Below are 20,056 nucleotides of genomic sequence, written 5' to 3'. Positions count from 1 at the left end.
CTCGGTACTCAGTCGTGCTGCGCGGGGCGCTGGGCGGGCGGGCCGGCGAGCGCGGGCGGCGCCAGTTCTTCCGGGGACGGCGGTACGTACGGCTTGATCTCGGGGGAATCGATGCCGCCGTCGGGGCGGATCTTGGGCAGGTTCTTCTCCGGGCCCAGCAGGAGCGCCTTCTTCACGTCCTGGTTGCCCGCCATGTCGAGACCGTAGATGGCGTTGTACAGGTTGCGGACGGCGGGTCCTGCGGCTCCGGAGCCGGTGCCGCCCTGGGAGATGGTCATGACGATGACGAAGTCCTTGGTGTAGGTCGCCAGCCACGAGGTGGTCTGCTTGCCGTAGACCTGGGCGGTTCCCGTCTTGGCGTGCATCGGGATCTTGTCCATCGGCCAGCCGCCGAAGCGCCAGGCGGCGGTGCCGCCGGGCTCGACGACCATGCGCAGGCCCTTGTCGAGGTCCTTGATGGTCTTGGCGTCGATGGGGAGCCTGCCGTGCGCCTTGGGCTTGATCCACTGGACGTTCTTGCCGTCGGCGCTGATCACGGCCTTGCCGACGGTGGGGTCGAAGAGGGTGCCGCCGTTGCTGATGGCGGCGTAGGCGGTGGCCATCTGGATGGGGGTGACGAGGACGTCGCCCTGGCCGATGGCGAAGTTGATGCTGTCGTACGCCTTGAGCTGGTTGCCTTCGAGGCAGCTCTCGAAGGCGATCTGCTCGACGTAGGTGCCGCCCTTCTTGCCCTGCTTGCACCAGGAGTTCTTGTTGGCTGCCCAGAAGGACTGCTTCCAGTGGCGGTCGGGGATGCGGCCGGAGACCTCGTTGGGCAGGTCGATCCCGGTCTCGGAGCCGAGGCCGAACTCGCGGGCGGTGCGGTAGAACCAGTCGTGGGCGTCCTTCTTGGGCTTGAGGCCGCCGTCGCGCTGCCACTCCTTGTGCCCGAGGGCGTAGAAGACGGTGTTGCAGGAGAACTTGAGGGCCTCGCCGAGGGTGATGGGGCCGTGCCCCTTGGACTCGAAGTTCGCGAAGCTCCGGTTGCCCATGCTGTACGAGGCGCTGCAGTTGTACTTGTCGTCGAAGGCGTATCCGGCCCGGACGGCCGCGCTCGCCGACACCACCTTGAAGATGGAGCCCGCGGGGGCCTGGCCCTGGATGGCCCGGTTGAGGAGCGGGTAGTTGGACTTCTCGCTGGTGAGGGAGGCGTAGTCCTTGGCGGCGATGCCGCCGACCCACTTGTTGGGGTCGTAGTCGGGCTGGGAGGCCATCGCGACGACCCGGCCGGTCTTGGCCTCCATCACGACGACGGCGCCGGAGTCGGCTTCGTACTTGCGGCCGGTGATGTTGTCGGTCTCGTTGCGGACCACCTTCATCGCGTCCTGGAGCTCGTACTCGGCGACGGCCTGGACCCGGGCGTCGATGCTGGTGACGAGGGTGGATCCGGGGATGCCGGCATCGGATTCGGTCTGGTGCATGACCCGGCCGAGGTTGTCGACCTCGTAGGAGGTGACCAGCGCCTTGCCGCGCAGGTACTTGTCGTACGTGCGCTCGATCCCGGAGCGGCCGACCTGGTCGGAGCGCAGGTGCGGCGAGTCGGTGTCCTTGGCCTTGTGGATCTCGTCGTCGGTGACCGGCGAGAGGTAGCCGAGGACCTGCGAGGTGCGGGCCCCGCCGGGCGCCGGGTAGCGGCGGATCGCGACGGGTTCGGCGGTGATGCCGGGGAACTCCTCGGGGCGTTCGCGCAGCTGCAGCGCCTGCTGCGTGGTGGCGTTGAGGGTGATCGGGATCGGCTGGTAGGGGGAGCCGTTCCAGCAGGGCGCGGGGGTCTGGGAGTCGCAGAGGCGGACCTTCTCCATGACCTCCTTGGGGGTCATGTCCAGGACTCCGGCGAGCCGGGTCATGACGCCCTTGCCGCGGTCCTTCATCTTCATCAGCGCCGTGCGGCTGGTGGAGACGACCAGCCGGGTCTCGTTGTCGGCGAGGGCGACGCCCCGGGCGTCGAGGATCGTGCCGCGCACGGCCGGCTGGACGACCCGCTGGACGTGGTTGCTCTTCGCCTCGTGGTAGTACTCGGCGCCGTTGCGGATCTGGAGGTACCAGAGCCGGCCGCCGAGGGTGAGGAACATCGAGCAGACGAGGACCTGGATGATCACGAGCCGGATCTGCACCCGGGAGGTACGGCCGGTCTCCGGAATGTTGGTCACGTGGACTCCTCCCTCACAGCTTCTTGACGCTCTTCACACCCTTGATTCCCTTGACGCCCTTTATCCGGCCGGCCCGGTTGGCACGGCTGCGGGCGGTCTTCATGCGCAGGCCGCCGCGCTGGCTGCCGATCCGCAGGCCGGTGCCGCCGGCCAGCCAGCCGGAGGCGACGTCCTTGCCCGCGGGCGGGCCGCCGTTGGCCTCGACGGCCATCGGGTCGTTCTCCGCGCGGCGGGCCAGGGCCATGATGAACGGCACGGTGAAGGGGGCGAGCAGCAGGTCGTAGAGGACCGCGGTGAACAGCAGTCCGGTCAGGCCCACGTGCCGGGCGGCGGTGTCGCCGACCAGGGCGCCCACGCCCGCGTAGAGCAGGGTGGAGACGAAGGCGGCGCCGACGACGGTGAGCATCGGGCCCCAGGCGGAGCGGAACCGCCCGGTGTCGGGGCGGACCAGGCCGGCGACGTAGCCGATGACGCACAGCACGAGCGCGTAGCGGCCGGCGGCGTGGTCGGCGGGCGGGGCCAGGTCGGTGAGGAGGCCGGCGGCGAAGCCGATGAGGGCGCCGCTGACGCACCCGTACACGAGTGCGAGGGCGACGACCGTGAGGAGGACCAGGTCGGGGACGGCTCCGGGGAGTTGGAGACGGCCCAGGATGGAGACCTGGACGACGAGGGCGACCACGACGAGCGTGCCCGAGAGCAGGATCCGGTTGAAGCGCATGGTGATCGGCTCCTAGTCCTCGGCCGGCTTGCCGGACGCGGACGCGGCGGGTGACGGGGTGACCGTGACGGTGACCGTCGGGGTGGGCTTGGGTGCCTCGGGCTTGGGCGGCAGGACCGCGTCGCGCGGGTCTTCGCGCGGGGGCATGACCACGACGCCGACGATGTCCAGGCGGGAGAAGCCGACGAAGGGGCGGACCCAGATGGTGCGGGTGAGGTCGCCGCGCGAGGGGTCGACCTTGATCACCTCGCCGATCGGGACGCCGGGCACGAAGGGCTTGTTGCCGCGCGAGCCGAAGGTGACGAGCCGGTCGCCGGTGTTGATCTTGGCCTTGCCGTTGAGCATCTGCACGGAGAGCTCCCGGTCGCCCTGACCGGTGGCGAAGCCGAGTTCGCCGGTCTTCTCCAGACGGGTTCCGACGGTGAAGTCGGGGTCGTTGGCGAGGACCACGGTGGCGGTGTCGGGGCCGACGGTGGCGACGCGGCCGACGAGTCCGTCCCCGTTGAGGACGGTCATGTCGCGCTCGATGCCGTCCTTGCTGCCCGCGTCGATGGTGACGGTCCAGGAGAAGCCCTGGGCCGCTCCTATGGCGATGACCTCGGCGCCCTTGATGCCGTACTGGCCCGCGCCCGCCCGCTTGAGCATCTCGTCGAGCTCGCGGATCCGGCTGCGGGTCTGGTCGTCGCTGCCCAGCTTGGCCTTGAGCGCCGCGTTCTCGCGCTCCAGCGTCGCGATGCGGTTGTGCCGCTCGCCGGAGTCCCGTACCGCCCCTATGGCGTTGGCGACGGGGTCGACGCCCTTCGCCACGCCCTTCTCGACCGGCCCGAAGACCGCTGCGGCGGCCTGTCGGGCACCGTCGACCGGAGACTCCTCACCCGTCCTGATGTCCACCGTGATCAAAGCGAACGCGATGGCGATCAGAAGCACCAGGAGCAGCCGGCTTTCTCGTGTGTCCCTCACGTGCGGCGGCCGTGCCTTCCTCTTAGAACTCAGTGCGGCGAAGCCGCTCCGGTGGAGCCGGGGCTCGCACCGGACCTTGCCTGTATATCAACGATCCGCCGTACGGGCCCGGTAGCACCCGTACGGCGGATCATGTGTGTTCCGCCGTACGCGGCGGGCCGGATCAGCGCCGGGGCTGGGCGTCCAGGACCTGCTGGAGCGCCTCGAACTCCTCTACGCACTTGCCGGATCCGAGCGCGACGGAGTCGAGCGGGTCCTCGGCGATGTGGATCGGCATGCCCGTCTCGCGGCGCAGCCGCTCGTCGAGGCCGCGGAGCAGGGCGCCGCCTCCGGTCAGGACGATGCCGCGGTCCATGATGTCGCCGGAGAGCTCCGGCGGGCACTTGTCGAGGGTGGTCTTGACGGCATCGACGATGGCGTTGACCGGCTCCTCGATCGCCTTGCGCACCTCGGCGGCCGAGATCACCACGGTCTTGGGCAGGCCCGAGACCAGGTCGCGGCCGCGGATCTCGGTGTGCTCGTCCTTGTCGAGGTCGTAGGCCGACCCGATGGTGATCTTGATCTGCTCGGCGGTGCGCTCACCGAGGAGGAGCGAGTACTCCTTCTTGATGTGCTGGATGATCGCGTTGTCGAGCTCGTCGCCGGCCACCCGGATGGACTGTGCCGTGACGATTCCGCCGAGGGAGATGACGGCCACCTCGGTGGTGCCGCCACCGATGTCCACGACCATGTTGCCGGTGGCCTCGTGGACGGGCAGGCCCGCTCCGATGGCGGCGGCCATCGGCTCTTCGATGATGTGCACCTGGCGGGCACCGGCCTGCGTGGACGCCTCGATGACGGCGCGGCGCTCCACTCCCGTGATGCCGGAGGGCACGCAGACCACGACGCGCGGGCGGGCCAGGTAACGGCGCTTGTGGATCTTGAGGATGAAGTACCGGAGCATCCGCTCGGTGATCTCGAAGTCGGCGATGACGCCGTCCTTGAGGGGCCGCACGGCGACGATGTTGCCGGGCGTGCGCCCGATCATCTTCTTGGCTTCGGAGCCGACCGCCAGGATGCCACCGGTGTTCGTGTTGATGGCGACCACGGACGGCTCGTTCAGGACGATTCCCCGGCCCCTCACGTACACCAGCGTGTTGGCGGTCCCGAGGTCGATCGCCATGTCACGGCCGATGAACGACATGTTGTTCCCCTTGTTCCCCATGAGGAGCGTCTGGCCTTCCAGTTGATAGCGGCTGCTGTCAGGTCGGCGAGGTGGGTGTGTGGGTGGAGGCCCCATCGTAGTGCCGTAAGTACGGCCACCGCGCGACGGGACTCCGGCAAGCCCGCCGGAACGATTACCCGCCCCCATAGTGGTGACGTCGCGTCCTGTCGATGCGTTCCCGAAAGTGCCCGGTAATACCGGAGGGCGACCGAAATTACTTCGGTCGCCCCAGGTCATGAGCGCTATTCGGCTGATGTTGCGTCAGAAAAGAGTGATCACAGTCCCGGGAAGAACAGCTTCAGCTCCCGCTCCGCGGACTCCTCGGAGTCCGAGGCGTGGATCAGGTTCTCCCGGGTGACGGTACCGAAGTCACCCCGGATGGAGCCGGGCGCGGCGGCAATCGGGTCAGTGGGTCCGGCCAACTGGCGGACACCCTCGATCACGCGCTCCCCTTCGACGACCAGGGCCACGACCGGGCCGCTCGCCATGAAGCCCATGAGGGGCTCGTAGAAGACCTTGCCCTTGTGCTCGCCGTAGTGCGCTTCCAGGGTCTCCTGGTCCAGCGTGCGCAGCTCCAGCGCGGGAATGGTCCAGCCGGCCTTCCGCTCGATGCGGCCGACGATCTCGCCGATCAGGCCGCGACGGACGGCGTCGGGCTTGAGGAGGACGAGCGTGCGCTGGGTCATATGGGTAACTCCTTGCGGCATACGGGTGCGGTCCGACGAGGCTACAGGGGACCGGGCACCCGCCGTACGGGGCCTTCCCCGCCGTACGGAGCCCTCCCGGGCCCCGCTCCGGCTCCCCGGCGGGCTACGCCTCGGTCGGGGCGGCGGTCTGGGCCTCCGCCTGGGCGGCCCAGCGGGCCTTGATCACGTCGATGCGGCGGCCGTAGCGGATCGAGCACCACCACAGACCCGCGAACACCACGCCCAGGATGAACATCATCGGGACGACGAACCCGCTCAGCACGAGCCCGATCTGCAGGGCCCAGCCGATCTGGACGGCCCCGGGGCGCGAGAGCATCCCGCACAGCAGGACCGACACCAGCATCGCGATCCCGCAGACCGTCCAGACCGTGACCTGGCTCAGGTCGCCCTTCATCGCGACCAGCCCGGCGAAGCCGATCACGAAGAACTCCGCGATCAGCGTCGAAGCACACAGCGTGCGCATCCCTCAGCCCCTCTTCAGCAGCAGGCGGGCCTCGCCCACCGTGATGACGGAACCGGTCACCAGGACCCCGGCCCCTCCGTACTCCGCCTCTTCCTCCGCCAGCGTGATCGCCGCCTCCAGGGCGTCGTCCAGCCGCGGCTCCACCTGCACCCGGTCGGCGCCGAAGACCTCGACCGCGACGGCCGCCAGTTCGTCGGCGGAGCTCGCCCGGTGGCTGCTGTTCTCCGTGATGACGACCTCGGCGAAGATCGGCTCGAAGGCCTCGAGCATCCCGCGCGCGTCCTTGCCCTCGCTCGCGCCCACGACCCCGATCAGCCGGCTGAAGCCGAAGGCCTCGGTCACCGCCTCCGCCGTGACCCGCGCCCCGGCCGGGTTGTGCGCCGCGTCCAGGACCACCGTCGGACTGCGCCGCACGACCTCCATGCGGCCGGGCGAGGTCACCGAGGCGAAGGCCGTCCGTACGGTCTCCACGTCCAGCGCCCGCGCGTGGTCGGCGCCGATCCCGAAGAAGGCCTCGACCGCCGCCAGCGCCACCGCCGCGTTGTGCGCCATGTGGGCGCCGTACAGCGGCAGGAAGATGCCGTCGTACTCGCCGCCCAGCCCGCGCAGCGTCAGCTGCTGCCCGCCCACGGCGACCTCGCGGGCGACGACGCCGAACTCCATGCCCTCGCGGGCCACGGTCGCGTCGACCTCCACGGCCTTCTTCAGCAGCACCTGCGCCGCGTCCACCGGCTGCTGCGCCAGGATCACGGTGGCGCCCTTCTTGATGACGCCGCCCTTCTCCTGCGCGATCTCGCCGGTGGTGGAGCCGAGCCGGTCCGTGTGGTCCAGGCTGATCGGGGTGACCACGGCGACCGCGCCGTCGATCACGTTGGTGGCGTCCCAGGTGCCGCCCATGCCCACCTCGACCACGGCCGCGTCCACGGGAGCGTCCGCGAAGGCCGCGTAGGCCATCCCGGTGACGACCTCGAAGAAGGACAGCCGGAACTCCTCGGCAGCGTCCACCATGTCCACGTACGGCTTGATGTCGTGGTACGCCTCGACGAACCGCTCGGCGCTGATCGGCGCCCCGTCCAGGCTGATCCGCTCGGTGACCGACTGCACGTGCGGGCTGGTGTAGCGGCCGGTGCGCAGCTCGAAGGCGTTCAGCAGCGACTCGATCATGCGCGCGGTGCTCGTCTTGCCGTTGGTGCCGGTGACGTGGATGGAGGGGTACGCGCGCTGCGGCTCGCCCAGGACGTCCATCAGCGCGGCGATCCGCGTGACGGACGGCTCCAGCTTGGTCTCGCCCCAGCGGCCGGCCAGCTCCTGCTCCACCTCCCGCAGCGCCTGGGCCACCTCGGGGTCGGTGGGCTCTTCGGGCACCGGGTCGCCCTGGGGCGGACCGGCCTGCGTCCGCAGGGTGCGGCTGCCCGCCTCGATCACCGCCAGGTCGGGGTCGCGGTCGGACTCTTCCGCCACGATCTGGTCGAACGCGTCGAAGCTGTCATCGTGGCTCTCGGGCTGCTGCTCACTCACGGGACCCAGTCTACGGACGAGGGCCGGGAGGACTTTCGGCCCGGTCGTATCGGGACCTTCGGCCGGCAGGGCGACCGGATCGTTATGCAAGCCTTGCGGGCAGGAGATTGGGGAACAAATGCCGCAGGCCAGCACCAACAAGACAGCTTCCAGCCGCGACATAGGGATAGACCTGGGAACCGCCAACACCCTCGTCTACGCACGGGGACACGGCATCGTCCTCAATGAGCCGTCCGTGGTGGCCGTCAAGGCGGGCACCACCACCGCACTGGCCGTGGGTACCGAGGCCAAGGAGACCATCGGCCGCACGCCGGGCTCCATCACCGCGATCCGCCCCCTCAAGGACGGCGTGATCTGCGACTACGAGGCCGCCGAGGAGATGATCCGGCACTTCGTCCGCAAGGCCGTCCCCGGCCGCCGGGTCCGCACCCGCATGGTGATCTGCGTACCGTCCGGGGTCACCCCGGTGGAACGGCGGGCCATCATCCACGCCTCCACCCGGGCCGGCGCCAGAACCGTGCACCTGATCGAGGAACCCATGGCCGCGGCGATCGGCGCCGGGCTCCCGGTCTCCGAACCGCGCGGCTCGATGGTCGTCGACATCGGCGGCGGCACCTCCGAGGTCGCGGTCATCTCGCTGGGCGGCATCGTCACCTCCCAGTCGCTGCGGGTCGGCGGCGACCGGCTGGACGCCGCGATCACCGACTGGGTCCGCAAGGAGCACGCCCTGCTCATCGGCGACCGGACCGCCGAGGACGTCAAGATCGCCATCGGCTCGGCGTGGCCGGTGCCGGACCGGCCGGAGCTGGAGACCGCCACCTTCACGGTGCGGGGCCGCGAGAAGGTGGGCGGCATGCCCAAGACGCTGCAGCTCGACGCGCGCGACGTACGGGCCGCGCTCGACGAGCCGGTCGAGGCGATCATCGCGGCGGTCCGCACCACCCTGGAGGAGTGCCCGCCCGAACTGTCCGGGGACGTCATGGAGCACGGCATCGTCCTGACCGGCGGCGGCGCGCTGCTCCCCGGCCTGGACCTGCGGATGGCCTCCTCGACGGGGATCCCCGTCTTCGTCGCGGACGAACCGCTGGACTGCGTGGCCCTGGGCTCGGGGCGCTGCGTGGAGGACATGGACGCGCTCAGCAGCCTGCTGGCACCGGCGAAGGCATAGGCCCGGGGTCCGGCGTCCCGGCTCCCGGGCGGGCTTCAGCCCTTGGGGAGGGTCGCGAGGACCTCGTACGCGTCCTGCGTGCGCGTCGCCGTCAGGGTTCCGCCCAGGCTGCGCACGCGCTCGCACATGCTCGCCGTGCCCGAGCCCGCCGAGACGGGGGCCCGGGCCGGGTTGAGCTGCGCCAGCCCGTTGCGGACGGCGATCCGAAGCTGCGGGCCGTCCGCCGCGATGGACACCTCGACGGTTTCGCCGCTCGCGTGCTTGGCGGCGTTGGTCAGGCATTCCTGCACCACGCGGTAGACCGCCGCCTGGCGCAGCGGCGACAGCCCGTGCACGGCCGGATCCAGGGCCAGCCGTACGGGGGAACCCGCGCGCCCGCTCTCCTCCGCGAGGGCCGCCAGCCCGTCCACGCCCGGGGTGGCCGCCCGCTCCCCGCGCTGCACGATGATCTCGTTGAGCACCAGGTGGGCCCGGCGGGCGGTGTCGGCGAGCTCCTCAAAGTCCTTCGCGTACGCCGTCTCGCGCGAGCGCATCGACAGCACCTCGGAGCGGACCGTCAGCAGGGTCAGCTCCCGCCCGACGAAGTCGTGGACGTCGCGGGCGACGGAGGTCCGCTCCTGCTGGACGGCCTGCAGGACGGCGGACTCCGCGCGCCGGGTGTCGAGCTCGCGCACGAGGTCGTGGCGGTAGGCGGCGATGCCCACGGCCGAGGCGAGGACCCCGATGGGCACGACGAGGCTGAGGAAGGAGCTGAAGGTCTCGGCCCGGGCCAGCGGCCAGCCCGGCACGCAGCAGAACAGGGCCAGTGTGAAGGCGACGTAGCCCGAGGTGGCGAGGACACCGGCCCGGCGCCCGCGGAAGCGGCCCACCGAGTACAGCGCGAACTGGATCAGGGTCAGCTCGTGCAGCCAGCCGATGAAGAGCAGCGCGGCGAGGTACGAGACCCAGGGCATCCGGCGCCGCACCAGCAGCGTGGAGCAGCCGAGGGTCAGGACGATCGCCGCGGCGGGCCCGTTCAGGGAGTTGTCGGCGGCCGCGAGGCCCGGCAGGTCGAGCGCCATCAGGCCCAGGCAGCTGAGAGCCGCGAGCACGTCCATCGCGCGCGGCGACCCGGCCCAGCCCTGCGCGAGCCGGCGGCCGAGGGCCAGGAGCCGGTGGGGCGCCGAGGGGGCGGGCGTGTCGTGCATGCCCTCCATCATCCGTGTTCGGCACCCCCGGAGCCGGGCCGCCCGGACCCGAGAACGCGTGATTTAGGGCACTTCGGACAGGCCGGAGGTCCCTCCGCCCGGAGGCCTTGCTCTCTACCCGGGGCCGCCACCGCGCTCGTAGCGTCGGGAGAATGACCACCCAACGCGGAACGACCCCCCACCAGGGAACGGCCGCCCCGCGGGGCACCGCCCTGCTCCTGCTGATCGGCGGCCTCGTCGGCACCCTGGCCTCCGGCGTCCTCACCTACGACCGCATCCGCACCCTGGAGAACCCGCTCTTCACCCCGGGCTGCAACATCAACGCGGTGCTGAGCTGCGGCGACGTGATGACCACCTGGCAGGGCAACCTGCTGGGCTTCCCCAACATGCTGCTCGGCATCGCCGGCTTCGCGGCCCTCGCCGGACTGGGCACGGCCCTGGTCGCCGGGGCGCTGCTCCCCCGGTGGCTGTGGCGCTGCCTGTGGGCCGGGATCGCCGCCGGGTTCGCCTTCACGGTGTGGCTGATCAGCCAGTGCCTGTACGTGATCGGGGCGCTGTGCCCGTGGTGCATGGTCGTCTGGGCGGTGATGATCCCGCTGTTCTGGTACGTCACCCTGCACCTGGCCCCGGCCGGCTCCCGGCTGCGGGCGCTCCCCCACTGGCTGGTGCCGGTGGCCGCGTACGGAGTGGTCGCCGCGCTCATCCTGACGAGGTTCGGCGCACAGCTGCTGTGATGCCGGGCCCCTCGCGGGGAAGGAATAGCCCGAAGGCCCCCACGTCGACCGACGGCGTGGGGGCCTTCGCTTGCGTCCTGCGGGCCTAGCCCTGGGGCAGCCCGGCCAGCTGGTCGGTGAGGCGGGCGATGTCCGCCTCGGCCTTGGCCAGCCGGCCCTTGATCTTGTCCACGACGTTGTCGGGGGCCTTGGCGATGAACGCCTCGTTCCCGAGCTTCGCCTCGGCCTGCTGCTTCTCCTTCTCGGCGGCGGCCAGGTCCTTGCTCAGCCGCTTGCGCTCGGCCTCCACGTCGATGGTGCCCGACAGGTCGAGCGCGACGGTGGCGCCGCCGACCGGCAGGGTCGCGGTGGCGCTGAAGGCGTCGCCCTCCGGCTGGAGGCGCAGCACCTGGCGGATGGCCGCCTCGTGGGCGGCCAGCGCGGTGGCGGACAGGTCCAGGCGGGCCGGGACCTTCTGCTTGTCGTCGAGGCCCTGCTCCTTGCGGAACCGGCGGACCTCGCGGACCAGGGTCTGGATGCCCTCGATCTCGGCCTCGGCGGCCGCGTCGCGGAAGCCGCTGTCCTTGGGCCATTCGGCGATCACGAGGGACTCACCGCCGGTCAGGGTGGTCCACAGGGTCTCGGTGACGAAGGGGACCACCGGGTGCAGCAGGCGCAGCATGACGTCGAGGACCTCGCCGAGGACCCGGGCGGAGGCCTTGGCCGGCTCGCCGCCCGCGAAGAAGGTCGTCTTCGACAGCTCGACGTACCAGTCGAAGACCTCGTCCCACGCGAAGTGGTAGAGCGCCTCGCTGAGCTTCGAGAACTGGTAGTCCTCGTAGAAGGCGTCGGCCTGCGCGACCGTCTCGTTCAGCCGGGACAGGATCCAGCGGTCGGTCGCCGACATCTCCTCGACCGACGGCAGGTCGCCCTCGATCGTGGCGCCGTTCATCATCGCGAAGCGGGTGGCGTTCCAGATCTTGTTGGCGAACTTGCTGGAGGCCTGGACCCAGTCCTCGCCGATCGGGACGTCGACACCCGGGTTGGCGCCGCGCGCCAGGGTGAAGCGGACCGCGTCGGAGCCGTACTTGTCCATCCAGTCGAGCGGGTTGACCGCGTTGCCGAAGGACTTCGACATCTTCTTGCCGCGCTCGTCGCGGACCATGCCGTGCAGGGCGATGGTGTGGAACGGCGGGGTGCCGTCCATCGCGTACAGGCCGAACATCATCATCCGGGCGACCCAGAAGAAGAGGATGTCGTAGCCGGTGACCAGGACGGAGTTCGGGTAGAACTTCGCCAGGCTGTCGGTCTGCTGCGGCCAGCCGAGCGTGGAGAACGGCCACAGGCCGGAGGAGAACCAGGTGTCCAGGACGTCCGTGTCCTGGGTCCAGCCCTCGCCGCTCGGCGGCTGCTCGTCGGGGCCGACGCAGACGATCTCGCCGTTCGGGCCGTACCAGACGGGGATGCGGTGGCCCCACCACAGCTGGCGCGAGATGCACCAGTCGTGGAGGTTGTCGACCCAGTCGAAGTAGCGCTTCTCCATCTCCTGCGGGTGGATCTTGACCTGGCCGTCGCGGACCGCGTCACCGGCGGCCTTGGCGAGCGGGCCGACCTTGACCCACCACTGGAGCGACAGGCGCGGCTCGATGGTGGTCTTGCAGCGCGAGCAGTGGCCGACGGAGTGCGTGTACGGACGCTTCTCGGCGACGATCCGGCCCTCGGCGCGCAGCGCGGCGACGATGGCGGAACGGGCCTCCAGCCGGTCCAGGCCCTGGAAGGGGCCGTGGACGGTGATGACGGCGTGCTCGTCCATGACGGCGAGGTTGGGCAGGCCGTGGCGCTGACCGATCTCGAAGTCGTTCGGGTCGTGCGCCGGCGTCACCTTGACGGCGCCGGTGCCGAACTCGGGGTCGACGTGGCCGTCGGCGACGACCGGGATGCGGCGGCCGGTGAGCGGCAGCTCGATCTCGGTGCCGACCAGGTGCTTGTAGCGCTCGTCGTCGGGGTGGACGGCGACGGCGGTGTCGCCGAGCATCGTCTCCGCGCGGGTGGTGGCGACGACGATGGAGGCGTCACCCTCCCCGTAGCGGATCGAGACGAGCTCGCCCTCGTCGTCCTGGTACTCGACCTCGATGTCGGAGATCGCGGTGAGGCAGCGGGGGCACCAGTTGATGATGCGCTCGGCGCGGTAGATCAGCTCGTCGTCGTAGAGCTTCTTGAAGATGGTCTGGACGGCCTCGGAGAGGCCCTCGTCCATGGTGAAGCGCTCGCGCGACCAGTCGACGCCGTCGCCGAGGCGGCGCATCTGGCCGGAGATCTGGCCGCCGGACTCGCCCTTCCACTGCCAGACGCGCTCGACGAAGGCCTCGCGGCCCAGGTCGTGGCGGGACTTGCCCTCCTTGGCGAGCTCGCGCTCGACGACGTTCTGGGTGGCGATACCGGCGTGGTCCATGCCGGGCTGCCACAGGGTCTCGTAGCCCTGCATGCGCTTGCGGCGGGTGATGGCGTCGATCAGCGTGTGCTCGAAGGCGTGCCCCAGGTGGAGGCTTCCGGTGACGTTCGGCGGCGGGATGACGATGGCGAAGGGGGGCTTGTCGCTCTTCTCGTCCGCCTCGAAGTACCCACGCTCTACCCAGCGCTCGTAGAGCTTCCCCTCTACATCGGCCGGCGCGTACGAAGTCGGCAGTTCGGAGTAGGGGCTGCTGGGTGTCTGCGTGTTCTCGGTCACGAGCCACAGTTTAGGGCCGTAACGGTCCGGTCATGAAACCGGGTTTCCGGGCGCCCGGGGCTTTTCGCCGCCCCGGCTTCCGACAGGATGTGTGGGACGTATAAAGCAACCTCATGGGGGGACGCGGGATGAGCTACAACCAGCCGGGGCCGTACGGAGGCCAGCAGCCGCAGCAGCCGGGGCCCTACGGACAGCAGCCGGGACCGTACGGCGGCCAGCAGCCCGGGCCCTACGGACAGCAGCCCGGATACGGGTACCCGCAGCAGGCCCCCCAGGGCGTCCCGCAGCAGGGCTACCCGCAGCAGCAGCCCGGCTTCCCCCAGCAGCAGGCCCCGTACGGCGGCGGCTACCCGCAGCAGCAGCCCCCGTACGGCGGCGGCTACCAGCCGGAGGCCCCGAAGAAGTCGAAGGCCGGCGTGATCATCGCGGTGGTCCTGGCGGTGGCCGTGATCGGCGGCGCCGGCTGGTACTTCACGCAGGGCGGCGGCGCCTCGGCCTCGATCTCCGCCGACACCAAGGGCTACAAGCTGGTGGCTCCGGCGGCGGTGGACGACTTCAAGAAGGACCCGAAGTACAAGGACCCCGCCTTCAGCGACAAGGACAAGAAGGAAGCCGAAGGGGTCGGCATCAAGAACCCCACCCAGGTGGGCATGAACTACCAGGCCGGTGACCCGAAGAACCCGCTGACCGCCAAGGGCCTCAACTTCTCCGGGCTGTACGGCGACGTCGCCGACCCGGAGAAGTCCGTGGACGCGTACTTCGCCATGGCCAAGCTCAACGCGGCCAAGGACGGTTCCACGAAGGTGGAGTTGATCGGAAGCCCCGAGGCCAAGACCCCGGCGGGCTTCAAGGGCGCGGTGATGAAGTGCCAGGAGATGAAGCTCATCTCCACGAGCACCACGGAGAAGGGCCCGAAGGATTTCACCATTCCGATCTGCGTGTGGGGTGACTACAGCACCCTGAGCATGGTCGGTGCCACCGACGTGGCGTCGATCCTGGCCGGGAAGCCGGGCTACACCCTGGACCAGACCGCGGAGCTCGCAGCGAAGCTCTACAACACCGCGCGCGTCAAGAAGTAGCGGACGACGAGCGGTCCACGCAGAAGGGGCGCCCCCGATCGGGGGCGCCCCTTCTGCGTACGCGCAACTGGTCTGCGGCTACGCCGACTTCTCGTGCGGGCCCTGGTCCTTCGGGACGATCCGCGGGACCAGCGTCGGGTTGACGTTGGAGCGGACCACGTCCGCGGTGATGACCACACGGGCCACGTCCTTGCGGGACGGGACCTCGTACATCACCGACATCAGGACCTCTTCCATGATGGCGCGCAGGCCGCGCGCGCCGGTCTGGCGGAGGATCGCCTGGTCGGCGATGGCCTCGAGGGCTTCGCGCTCGAAGTCCAGCTCGACGCCGTCGAGTTCGAACAGCCGCTGGTACTGCTTGACCAGGGCGTTCCGCGGCTCGATGAGGATCTGGAGCAGGGCCTCGCGGTCCAGGTTGTGCACCGAGGTGATGACGGGCAGACGGCCGATGAACTCGGGGATCATCCCGAACTTCACCAGGTCCTCCGGCATGACCTCCTGGAACTGGTTGCTCGCCTCGATCTCGCGCTTCGAGCGGATCGTCGCCCCGAAGCCGATGCCCTTGGCGCCGGCGCGGGACTCGATGATCCGCTCCAGGCCGGAGAAGGCACCGCCCACGATGAACAGCACGTTCGTCGTGTCGATCTGGATGAACTCCTGGTGCGGGTGCTTGCGGCCGCCCTGCGGCGGCACGGAAGCGGTGGTGCCTTCCAGGATCTTCAGGAGGGCCTGCTGCACGCCCTCGCCGCTCACGTCGCGCGTGATCGACGGGTTCTCGCTCTTGCGGGCGACCTTGTCGATCTCGTCGATGTAGATGATTCCGGTTTCGGCCTTCTTGACGTCGTAGTCGGCCGCCTGGATCAGCTTGAGCAGGATGTTCTCGACGTCCTCGCCGACGTACCCGGCCTCCGTGAGCGCCGTCGCGTCCGCGATGGCGAACGGGACGTTGAGCATCCGGGCGAGCGTCTGGGCCAGCAGCGTCTTGCCCGAGCCCGTGGGGCCGAGCAGGAGGATGTTGGACTTCGCGAGCTCGATCGCGTCGTCCCGGCCCGTCGCGCCGCCGTTCTCGCCGGCCTGGACGCGCTTGTAGTGGTTGTACACCGCTACGGAGAGCGCCTTCTTCGCCGGCTCCTGGCCGACGACGTAGCTCTCCAGGAACTCGTAGATCTCGCGGGGCTTGGGGAGTTCCTCCCACCGCACCTCGCTCGTCTCCGCGAGCTCCTCTTCGATGATCTCGTTGCAGAGGTCGATGCACTCGTCGCAGATGTACACACCGGGTCCCGCGATGAGCTTCTTCACCTGCTTCTGGCTCTTTCCGCAGAACGAGCACTTGAGCAGGTCGCCGCCGTCACCGATGCGTGCCACGAGGTGCTTCCCCTTCGCCTGGGAGACGCCTGGTTCAGCGCTCCTGGTGCCTCATATCCGACGGTACCTTGCCGGGGGCCCCGTGCGGGGCCCCCTTGACGTGGTTCACATCGCCGAATCCGGCGATGTGCCCGCGCCAACTGGCGGCAAGGATCAGTTCGAAGTCTTACGGGTCGCCACGACCTGGTCGATCAGGCCGTACGCCAGCGCGTCCTCGGCCGTCAGGATCTTGTCGCGCTCGATGTCGTCGCGGATCTTCTCCAGCGGCGTCGACGAGTGCTTGGCCAGCATGGTCTCCAGCTGGTCGCGCATGCGCAGGATCTCGTTGGCCGCGATCTCCAGGTCGGAGAGCTGCTCGCGGCCGGTACCGCCCGAGGGCTGGTGGATCAGGACGCGGGCGTTCGGCAGCGCCATGCGCTTGCCGGGCGCACCGGCGGCGAGCAGGACCGCGGCGGCGGAGGCCGCCTGGCCCATGCAGACCGTCGAGATGTCCGGCTTCACGAACTGCATCGTGTCGTAGATCGCCGTCAGCGCGGTGAAGGAGCCGCCGGGGCTGTTGATGTACAGGTAGATGTCGCGGTCCGGGTCCATCGACTCCAGGCACAGGAGCTGCGCCATGACGTCGTTGGCGGAGGCGTCGTCGATCTGCACGCCGAGGAAGATGATGCGCTCCTCGAAGAGCTTCGCGTACGGGTCGTACTCGCGGACGCCCTGCGAGGTGCGCTCCACGAAGCGCGGCACGACGTAGCGGTTGTCCACCGGCGCGCCGGTGTAGAGGCCGCTCGCGGGAGAAAGGTTGTTCATGTGCATCTGAGTGTTCACCGTCCTGGTGGCGTTCTGCGGGCTGAGGCTTTGCCTGGTGCGGGGCGGGCGTACGGGTCCCCGTGGGGGATCCCCGTACGCCGGGCCGGGGCCGGGATCAGGCCCCGGTGCCGCCGCCGCCCGGGACCAGCGACGCGGCGGAGATGATCTCGTCGATGAGGCCGTATTCCTTGGCCTCTTCCGCCGTGTACCAGCGGTCGCGGTCGCCGTCGCGGATGATCGTCTCCACGGTCTGGCCGGAGTGGTGCGCGGTGATCTCAGCCATGCGCTGCTTCGTGCGCAGCAGGTACTGGGCCTGGATCTTGATGTCCGAGGCGGTGCCGCCGATGCCGGCGGAGCCCTGGTGCATCAGGATGTCGGTGTTCGGGAGCGCGAAGCGCTTGCCCGGGGTACCGCCGGTGAGCAGGAACTGGCCCATGGAGGCCGCCATGCCCATACCGATGGTGATCACGTCGTTCGGGATGTACTGCATGGTGTCGTAGACCGCCATGCCCGCCGTCACCGAACCACCGGGGCTGTTGATGTACAGGTAGATGTCCTTCTCCGGCTCGGCGGCCAGGAGCAGGAGCTGCGCGGTGATCTTGTTGGCGATGTCGTCGTCGACCTGCTGGCCGAGGAAGATGATGCGCTCGCCGAGCAGCCGGTTGTAGACATGGTCGCCGAGGCCGCCACCGATGGACGGCTCACCCGCGGCGTAAGGCTTCAGATTCGTCACGTATCCACCTGCTCGTCTCCGACGGCCATGTGCCGTCTCAGCGTCTCGTTCTGGGGCGCGGACCTGCCGTGCGGACGATGTCCGCCGGCGTCGGGTACTCCCGTGCCCTCGTATTCATGGACCCTAACGCGCAGCTGGGACAACGCCATCCCGCTTCCCGAACTGTTCGCTCGGAGCGCAAGGTCAGAGCCCCCTCACGGAGGGTCCCGGGAAGGGGGTCGGGCGGGGGTCCGGAGGCACGCCCCCGGGAAGGCCGAAGGGCCCGGACGCGATGGCGTACGGGCCCTCCGGGCCGTGCTCGGGTACTGCTCAGCGGGGGTGACCCCGGGTGTTACTTGGCCTCGTCGGCGGCGATGTCGCCGTCGGCCTCGACCACGTTCTCGACGGTCTCGGCGGCCTGCTCGAGCTCGTCCTCGTCGTCGGAGAGGTCGACGACCTCACCGTTGGTGTCGGTGACCTTGGCGGCCTCGACGACGGCCGCGAGGGCCTTGCCGCGGGCGACCTCGCCGACGAGCATCGGAACCTGGCCACCCTCGACGACGGCCTGGGCGAACTGGTCGGGGGACATGCCGGAGGAGGCGGCGCGACGCATGAGGTGCTCGGTGAGCTCCTCCTGGTTCACGTTCAGCTTCTCCTTGTTGACCAGCTCGTCGAGGACGAACTGGGTCTTGATGCCCTTGATCGCCTGCTCGGCGGTCTCGGCGTCGAACTCCTCGACCGTCTTGCCCTGGATCTCCAGGTACTTCTCGATGGTGAGGCCCATCTGGCCGAGCTGGTGGTGCTCGAGGTTGTGCTTGCGGGTCTGGACCTCGTCCGCGAGGAGCTTCTCGGGGATCGGGACCTCGACGAGCTCCAGCAGCTTCTCCAGGACGCGCTCCTGGGCCTGCGTGGCCTGGTCGTACTGCTTCATGTTCTCGAGGCGCTTGCGGCTGTCGGCCTTCAGCTCGTCGAGGGTGTCGAACTCGCTCGCCATGCCGGCGAACTCGTCGTCCAGCTCCGGCAGCTCACGGGCCTGGACCTTGGTGACCTTGACGGTGACCTCGGCGTCCTTGCCCTCGGCGGAGCCGCCCTTCAGCTGGGAGGTGAAGGTGGCCTCGCCACCGGCCTCCAGGCCCTTGACGGCCTCGTCGATGCCTTCGAGGAGCTCGCCCGAGCCGATGGTGTAGGAGACGTCCTGGGCGACACCGTCCTCCAGCACCTCGCCGTCGACCTTGGCCTCGAGGTCGATGGTGACGACGTCGCCGTCCTCAGCCGCGCGCTCGACGTCCTTGGTGGACGCGAAGCGGCCGCGCAGCTGCTCGACCGACTTCTCGACGTCCTCGTCCGAGACCTCGACGGCGTCCACGGTGACCTCGATGCCGGAGTAGTCCGGGATCTCGATCGCGGGACGGATGTCGACCTCGGCGGTGAAGGACAGCAGCTCGCCGTCCTTCAGCTCCGTGATGTCGACCTCGGGCTGGCCCAGCGGGTTCAGGTCGGCCTCGTTGACGGCCTCGGTGTAGAACTTCGGGAGGGCGTCGTTGACGGCCTCCTCCAGCACCGCACCGCGGCCGAAGCGCTGGTCGATGACGCGGGCCGGGATCTTGCCCTTGCGGAAGCCCTTCACCGTGACCTGCTGGTTGATCTTCTTGTAGGCCGCGTCGAGGCTGTCCTTGAGCTCCTCGAAGGGCACCTCAACAGTGAGCCGAACCCGAGTCGGGTTCAGGGTCTCCACGGCGCTCTTCACGGTTCGGTCTCCTTGTGGCTGACTGCTGGGGGTCTCTGCTCATCGCCGCGGTCGCGCGGTTCTCAGCGGATCGGGCCCGGTACATCAGACACACGGGCACGCAGCTTGCATAGTAGCCGCAAGCGGCAATCAGCCCACAACGCGATCATCGACGCGGCCTCGCAAGGACCGAGGACCGCTGCTACTCCTGCTGGTCGGGGTGGCCGGATTCGAACCGACGACCTTCCGCTCCCAAAGCGGACGCGCTACCAAGCTGCGCCACACCCCGTCGGTGCGACACGTAGGGTACATGCCCGAAGACCCTCCGCCGTGCGGAGTTTCGACGATGGACCCGCCGGACGCGACCGCGGCCACACGCGGGCGCGAAATGCGGTGTGCGATCCCCTCCCGGAACCCGCTAGGATGCTGTCCGTGCCGCGGTCCCCGGACCTGCGTTGCACGTGCTGCGGGTGTAGCTCAATGGTAGAGCACTAGTCTTCCAAACTAGCTACGCGGGTTCGATTCCCGTCACCCGCTCAGAGACGCAAAGGGCCAGGTCAGAGGATGTCTCCTCGACCTGGCCCTTCGTCGTTCCCGGACTCGCGATCAGCCCGCGTGCCCCCTGCGCTGCGCGCTACGGCCGCGAGACGGTGAAGTGGCAGGAAGGCAGGAGCCAGACGCGAGCAGCGCCGACGCAGCGGTTGCCGTAGCTGCGGCGGCGGCGTCCGAACCCGGTGCCTCCCGTGGGAGCGCTTGGCGGCCCGGAGGTCGTCGGGTTGGGGTTCCGGCGCTGCGAGGTCGCGAATGCGGCCAGT

At 69.6% G+C, this 20,056-nt stretch carries 16 protein-coding genes and 2 tRNA genes; 4 read left to right on the top strand and 14 right to left on the bottom strand.

Annotated elements, in window-relative coordinates; genetic code table 11:
• Nucleotides 1-8: 8 nt before the first annotated feature.
• The 7 genes from mrdA to folC all read right to left on the bottom strand — a co-directional run bounded on the left by mrdA (nt 9) and on the right by folC (nt 7,759).
• The gene (mrdA, locus tag ACZ60J_RS36050; protein ID WP_469688401.1) at nt 9-2,189 is read right to left on the bottom strand and encodes a penicillin-binding protein 2; all 2,181 of its coding nucleotides are present in this window, start codon (nt 2,187-2,189) and stop codon (nt 9-11) included.
• Between the two features lie 13 nt (nt 2,190-2,202).
• Nucleotides 2,203-2,907: a rod shape-determining protein MreD gene (gene mreD / locus ACZ60J_RS36045; RefSeq protein ID WP_403712970.1), complete on the bottom strand. Its 705-nt coding sequence runs from the start codon at nt 2,905-2,907 to the stop codon at nt 2,203-2,205.
• Between the two features lie 12 nt (nt 2,908-2,919).
• Nucleotides 2,920-3,867: a rod shape-determining protein MreC gene (gene mreC, locus ACZ60J_RS36040; protein ID WP_469688400.1), complete on the bottom strand. Its 948-nt coding sequence runs from the start codon at nt 3,865-3,867 to the stop codon at nt 2,920-2,922.
• A gap of 163 nt (nt 3,868-4,030) precedes the next feature.
• Complete coding sequence (locus tag ACZ60J_RS36035; protein WP_069923827.1) at nt 4,031-5,050, bottom strand: rod shape-determining protein; 1,020 nt, start codon at nt 5,048-5,050, stop codon at nt 4,031-4,033.
• Between the two features lie 296 nt (nt 5,051-5,346).
• The gene (ndk, locus tag ACZ60J_RS36030; RefSeq protein ID WP_469688399.1) at nt 5,347-5,757 is read right to left on the bottom strand and encodes a nucleoside-diphosphate kinase; all 411 of its coding nucleotides are present in this window, start codon (nt 5,755-5,757) and stop codon (nt 5,347-5,349) included.
• Between the two features lie 124 nt (nt 5,758-5,881).
• Entirely contained in the window at nt 5,882-6,241 is a 360-nt protein-coding gene (locus tag ACZ60J_RS36025; protein ID WP_469688398.1) for a DUF4233 domain-containing protein, read from the bottom strand.
• A gap of 3 nt (nt 6,242-6,244) precedes the next feature.
• Nucleotides 6,245-7,759, bottom strand: coding sequence for a bifunctional tetrahydrofolate synthase/dihydrofolate synthase (gene folC, locus ACZ60J_RS36020; protein ID WP_469688397.1), 1,515 nt, complete (start codon nt 7,757-7,759; stop codon nt 6,245-6,247).
• Between the two features lie 118 nt (nt 7,760-7,877).
• Here folC and ACZ60J_RS36015 point away from each other — a divergent pair, with 118 nt between their 5' ends.
• The gene (locus tag ACZ60J_RS36015; protein WP_469688396.1) at nt 7,878-8,927 is read left to right on the top strand and encodes a rod shape-determining protein; all 1,050 of its coding nucleotides are present in this window, start codon (nt 7,878-7,880) and stop codon (nt 8,925-8,927) included.
• Between the two features lie 35 nt (nt 8,928-8,962).
• On the opposite strand, the gene ACZ60J_RS36010 is transcribed toward ACZ60J_RS36015, so the two are convergent.
• Nucleotides 8,963-10,114 carry a sensor histidine kinase gene (locus ACZ60J_RS36010; protein WP_469688395.1) on the bottom strand — a complete coding sequence of 384 codons (1,152 nt, stop codon included), beginning with the start codon at nt 10,112-10,114 and terminating at the stop codon, nt 8,963-8,965.
• Nucleotides 10,115-10,266: 152 nt separating this feature from the next.
• Between ACZ60J_RS36010 and ACZ60J_RS36005 the strand changes: the two genes are divergently transcribed.
• The gene (locus ACZ60J_RS36005) at nt 10,267-10,848 is read left to right on the top strand and encodes a vitamin K epoxide reductase family protein (protein WP_469688394.1); all 582 of its coding nucleotides are present in this window, start codon (nt 10,267-10,269) and stop codon (nt 10,846-10,848) included.
• Between the two features lie 85 nt (nt 10,849-10,933).
• On the opposite strand, the gene ACZ60J_RS36000 is transcribed toward ACZ60J_RS36005, so the two are convergent.
• Complete coding sequence (locus ACZ60J_RS36000) at nt 10,934-13,555, bottom strand: valine--tRNA ligase (RefSeq protein WP_469688393.1); 2,622 nt, start codon at nt 13,553-13,555, stop codon at nt 10,934-10,936.
• Between the two features lie 128 nt (nt 13,556-13,683).
• On the opposite strand from ACZ60J_RS36000, the gene ACZ60J_RS35995 reads away from it, so the two are divergent.
• The gene (locus tag ACZ60J_RS35995; RefSeq protein ID WP_469688392.1) at nt 13,684-14,634 is read left to right on the top strand and encodes a hypothetical protein; all 951 of its coding nucleotides are present in this window, start codon (nt 13,684-13,686) and stop codon (nt 14,632-14,634) included.
• Between the two features lie 78 nt (nt 14,635-14,712).
• Here ACZ60J_RS35995 and clpX read toward each other — a convergent pair whose 3' ends face one another.
• The 5 genes from clpX to ACZ60J_RS35970 form a co-directional block, all read right to left on the bottom strand.
• A complete protein-coding gene (clpX, locus tag ACZ60J_RS35990; RefSeq protein ID WP_469688391.1) occupies nt 14,713-15,999 on the bottom strand; it encodes an ATP-dependent Clp protease ATP-binding subunit ClpX in 1,287 nt (428 codons plus the stop codon).
• A gap of 153 nt (nt 16,000-16,152) precedes the next feature.
• Nucleotides 16,153-16,803 (bottom strand): ATP-dependent Clp protease proteolytic subunit, encoded by a 651-nt coding sequence (locus ACZ60J_RS35985; RefSeq protein WP_469688390.1) that lies wholly within the window; start codon nt 16,801-16,803, stop codon nt 16,153-16,155.
• A 115-nt stretch (nt 16,804-16,918) separates the two neighbouring features.
• Complete coding sequence (locus tag ACZ60J_RS35980) at nt 16,919-17,536, bottom strand: ATP-dependent Clp protease proteolytic subunit (protein ID WP_469688389.1); 618 nt, start codon at nt 17,534-17,536, stop codon at nt 16,919-16,921.
• Between the two features lie 331 nt (nt 17,537-17,867).
• The gene (gene tig, locus ACZ60J_RS35975) at nt 17,868-19,262 is read right to left on the bottom strand and encodes a trigger factor (RefSeq protein ID WP_469688388.1); all 1,395 of its coding nucleotides are present in this window, start codon (nt 19,260-19,262) and stop codon (nt 17,868-17,870) included.
• A gap of 191 nt (nt 19,263-19,453) precedes the next feature.
• Nucleotides 19,454-19,530, bottom strand: a tRNA-Pro gene (locus tag ACZ60J_RS35970).
• Nucleotides 19,531-19,707: 177 nt separating this feature from the next.
• On the opposite strand from ACZ60J_RS35970, the gene ACZ60J_RS35965 reads away from it, so the two are divergent.
• Nucleotides 19,708-19,778 (top strand) — tRNA-Gly (locus tag ACZ60J_RS35965).
• Nucleotides 19,779-20,056: the final 278 nt, after the last annotated feature.

The organism is Streptomyces sp. NPDC104226 (genome assembly GCF_055584085.1).
This window is presented reverse-complemented; position numbering and strand designations above follow the sequence as displayed.

What these genes read in the sequence shown, in the direction of transcription:
- mreD (WP_403712970.1), bottom strand. Translation starts at nt 2,907, where the DNA reads ATGCGCTTCAACCGGATCCTGCTCTCGGGCACGCTCGTCGTGGTCGCC.
- ACZ60J_RS36035 (WP_069923827.1), bottom strand. Translation starts at nt 5,050, where the DNA reads ATGTCGTTCATCGGCCGTGACATGGCGATCGACCTCGGGACCGCCAAC.
- ndk (WP_469688399.1), bottom strand. Translation starts at nt 5,757, where the DNA reads ATGACCCAGCGCACGCTCGTCCTCCTCAAGCCCGACGCCGTCCGTCGC.
- ACZ60J_RS36025 (WP_469688398.1), bottom strand. Translation starts at nt 6,241, where the DNA reads ATGCGCACGCTGTGTGCTTCGACGCTGATCGCGGAGTTCTTCGTGATC.
- ACZ60J_RS36015 (WP_469688396.1), top strand. Translation starts at nt 7,878, where the DNA reads ATGCCGCAGGCCAGCACCAACAAGACAGCTTCCAGCCGCGACATAGGG.
- ACZ60J_RS36010 (WP_469688395.1), bottom strand. Translation starts at nt 10,114, where the DNA reads ATGCACGACACGCCCGCCCCCTCGGCGCCCCACCGGCTCCTGGCCCTC.
- ACZ60J_RS36005 (WP_469688394.1), top strand. Translation starts at nt 10,267, where the DNA reads ATGACCACCCAACGCGGAACGACCCCCCACCAGGGAACGGCCGCCCCG.
- ACZ60J_RS35995 (WP_469688392.1), top strand. Translation starts at nt 13,684, where the DNA reads ATGAGCTACAACCAGCCGGGGCCGTACGGAGGCCAGCAGCCGCAGCAG.
- ACZ60J_RS35985 (WP_469688390.1), bottom strand. Translation starts at nt 16,803, where the DNA reads ATGAACAACCTTTCTCCCGCGAGCGGCCTCTACACCGGCGCGCCGGTG.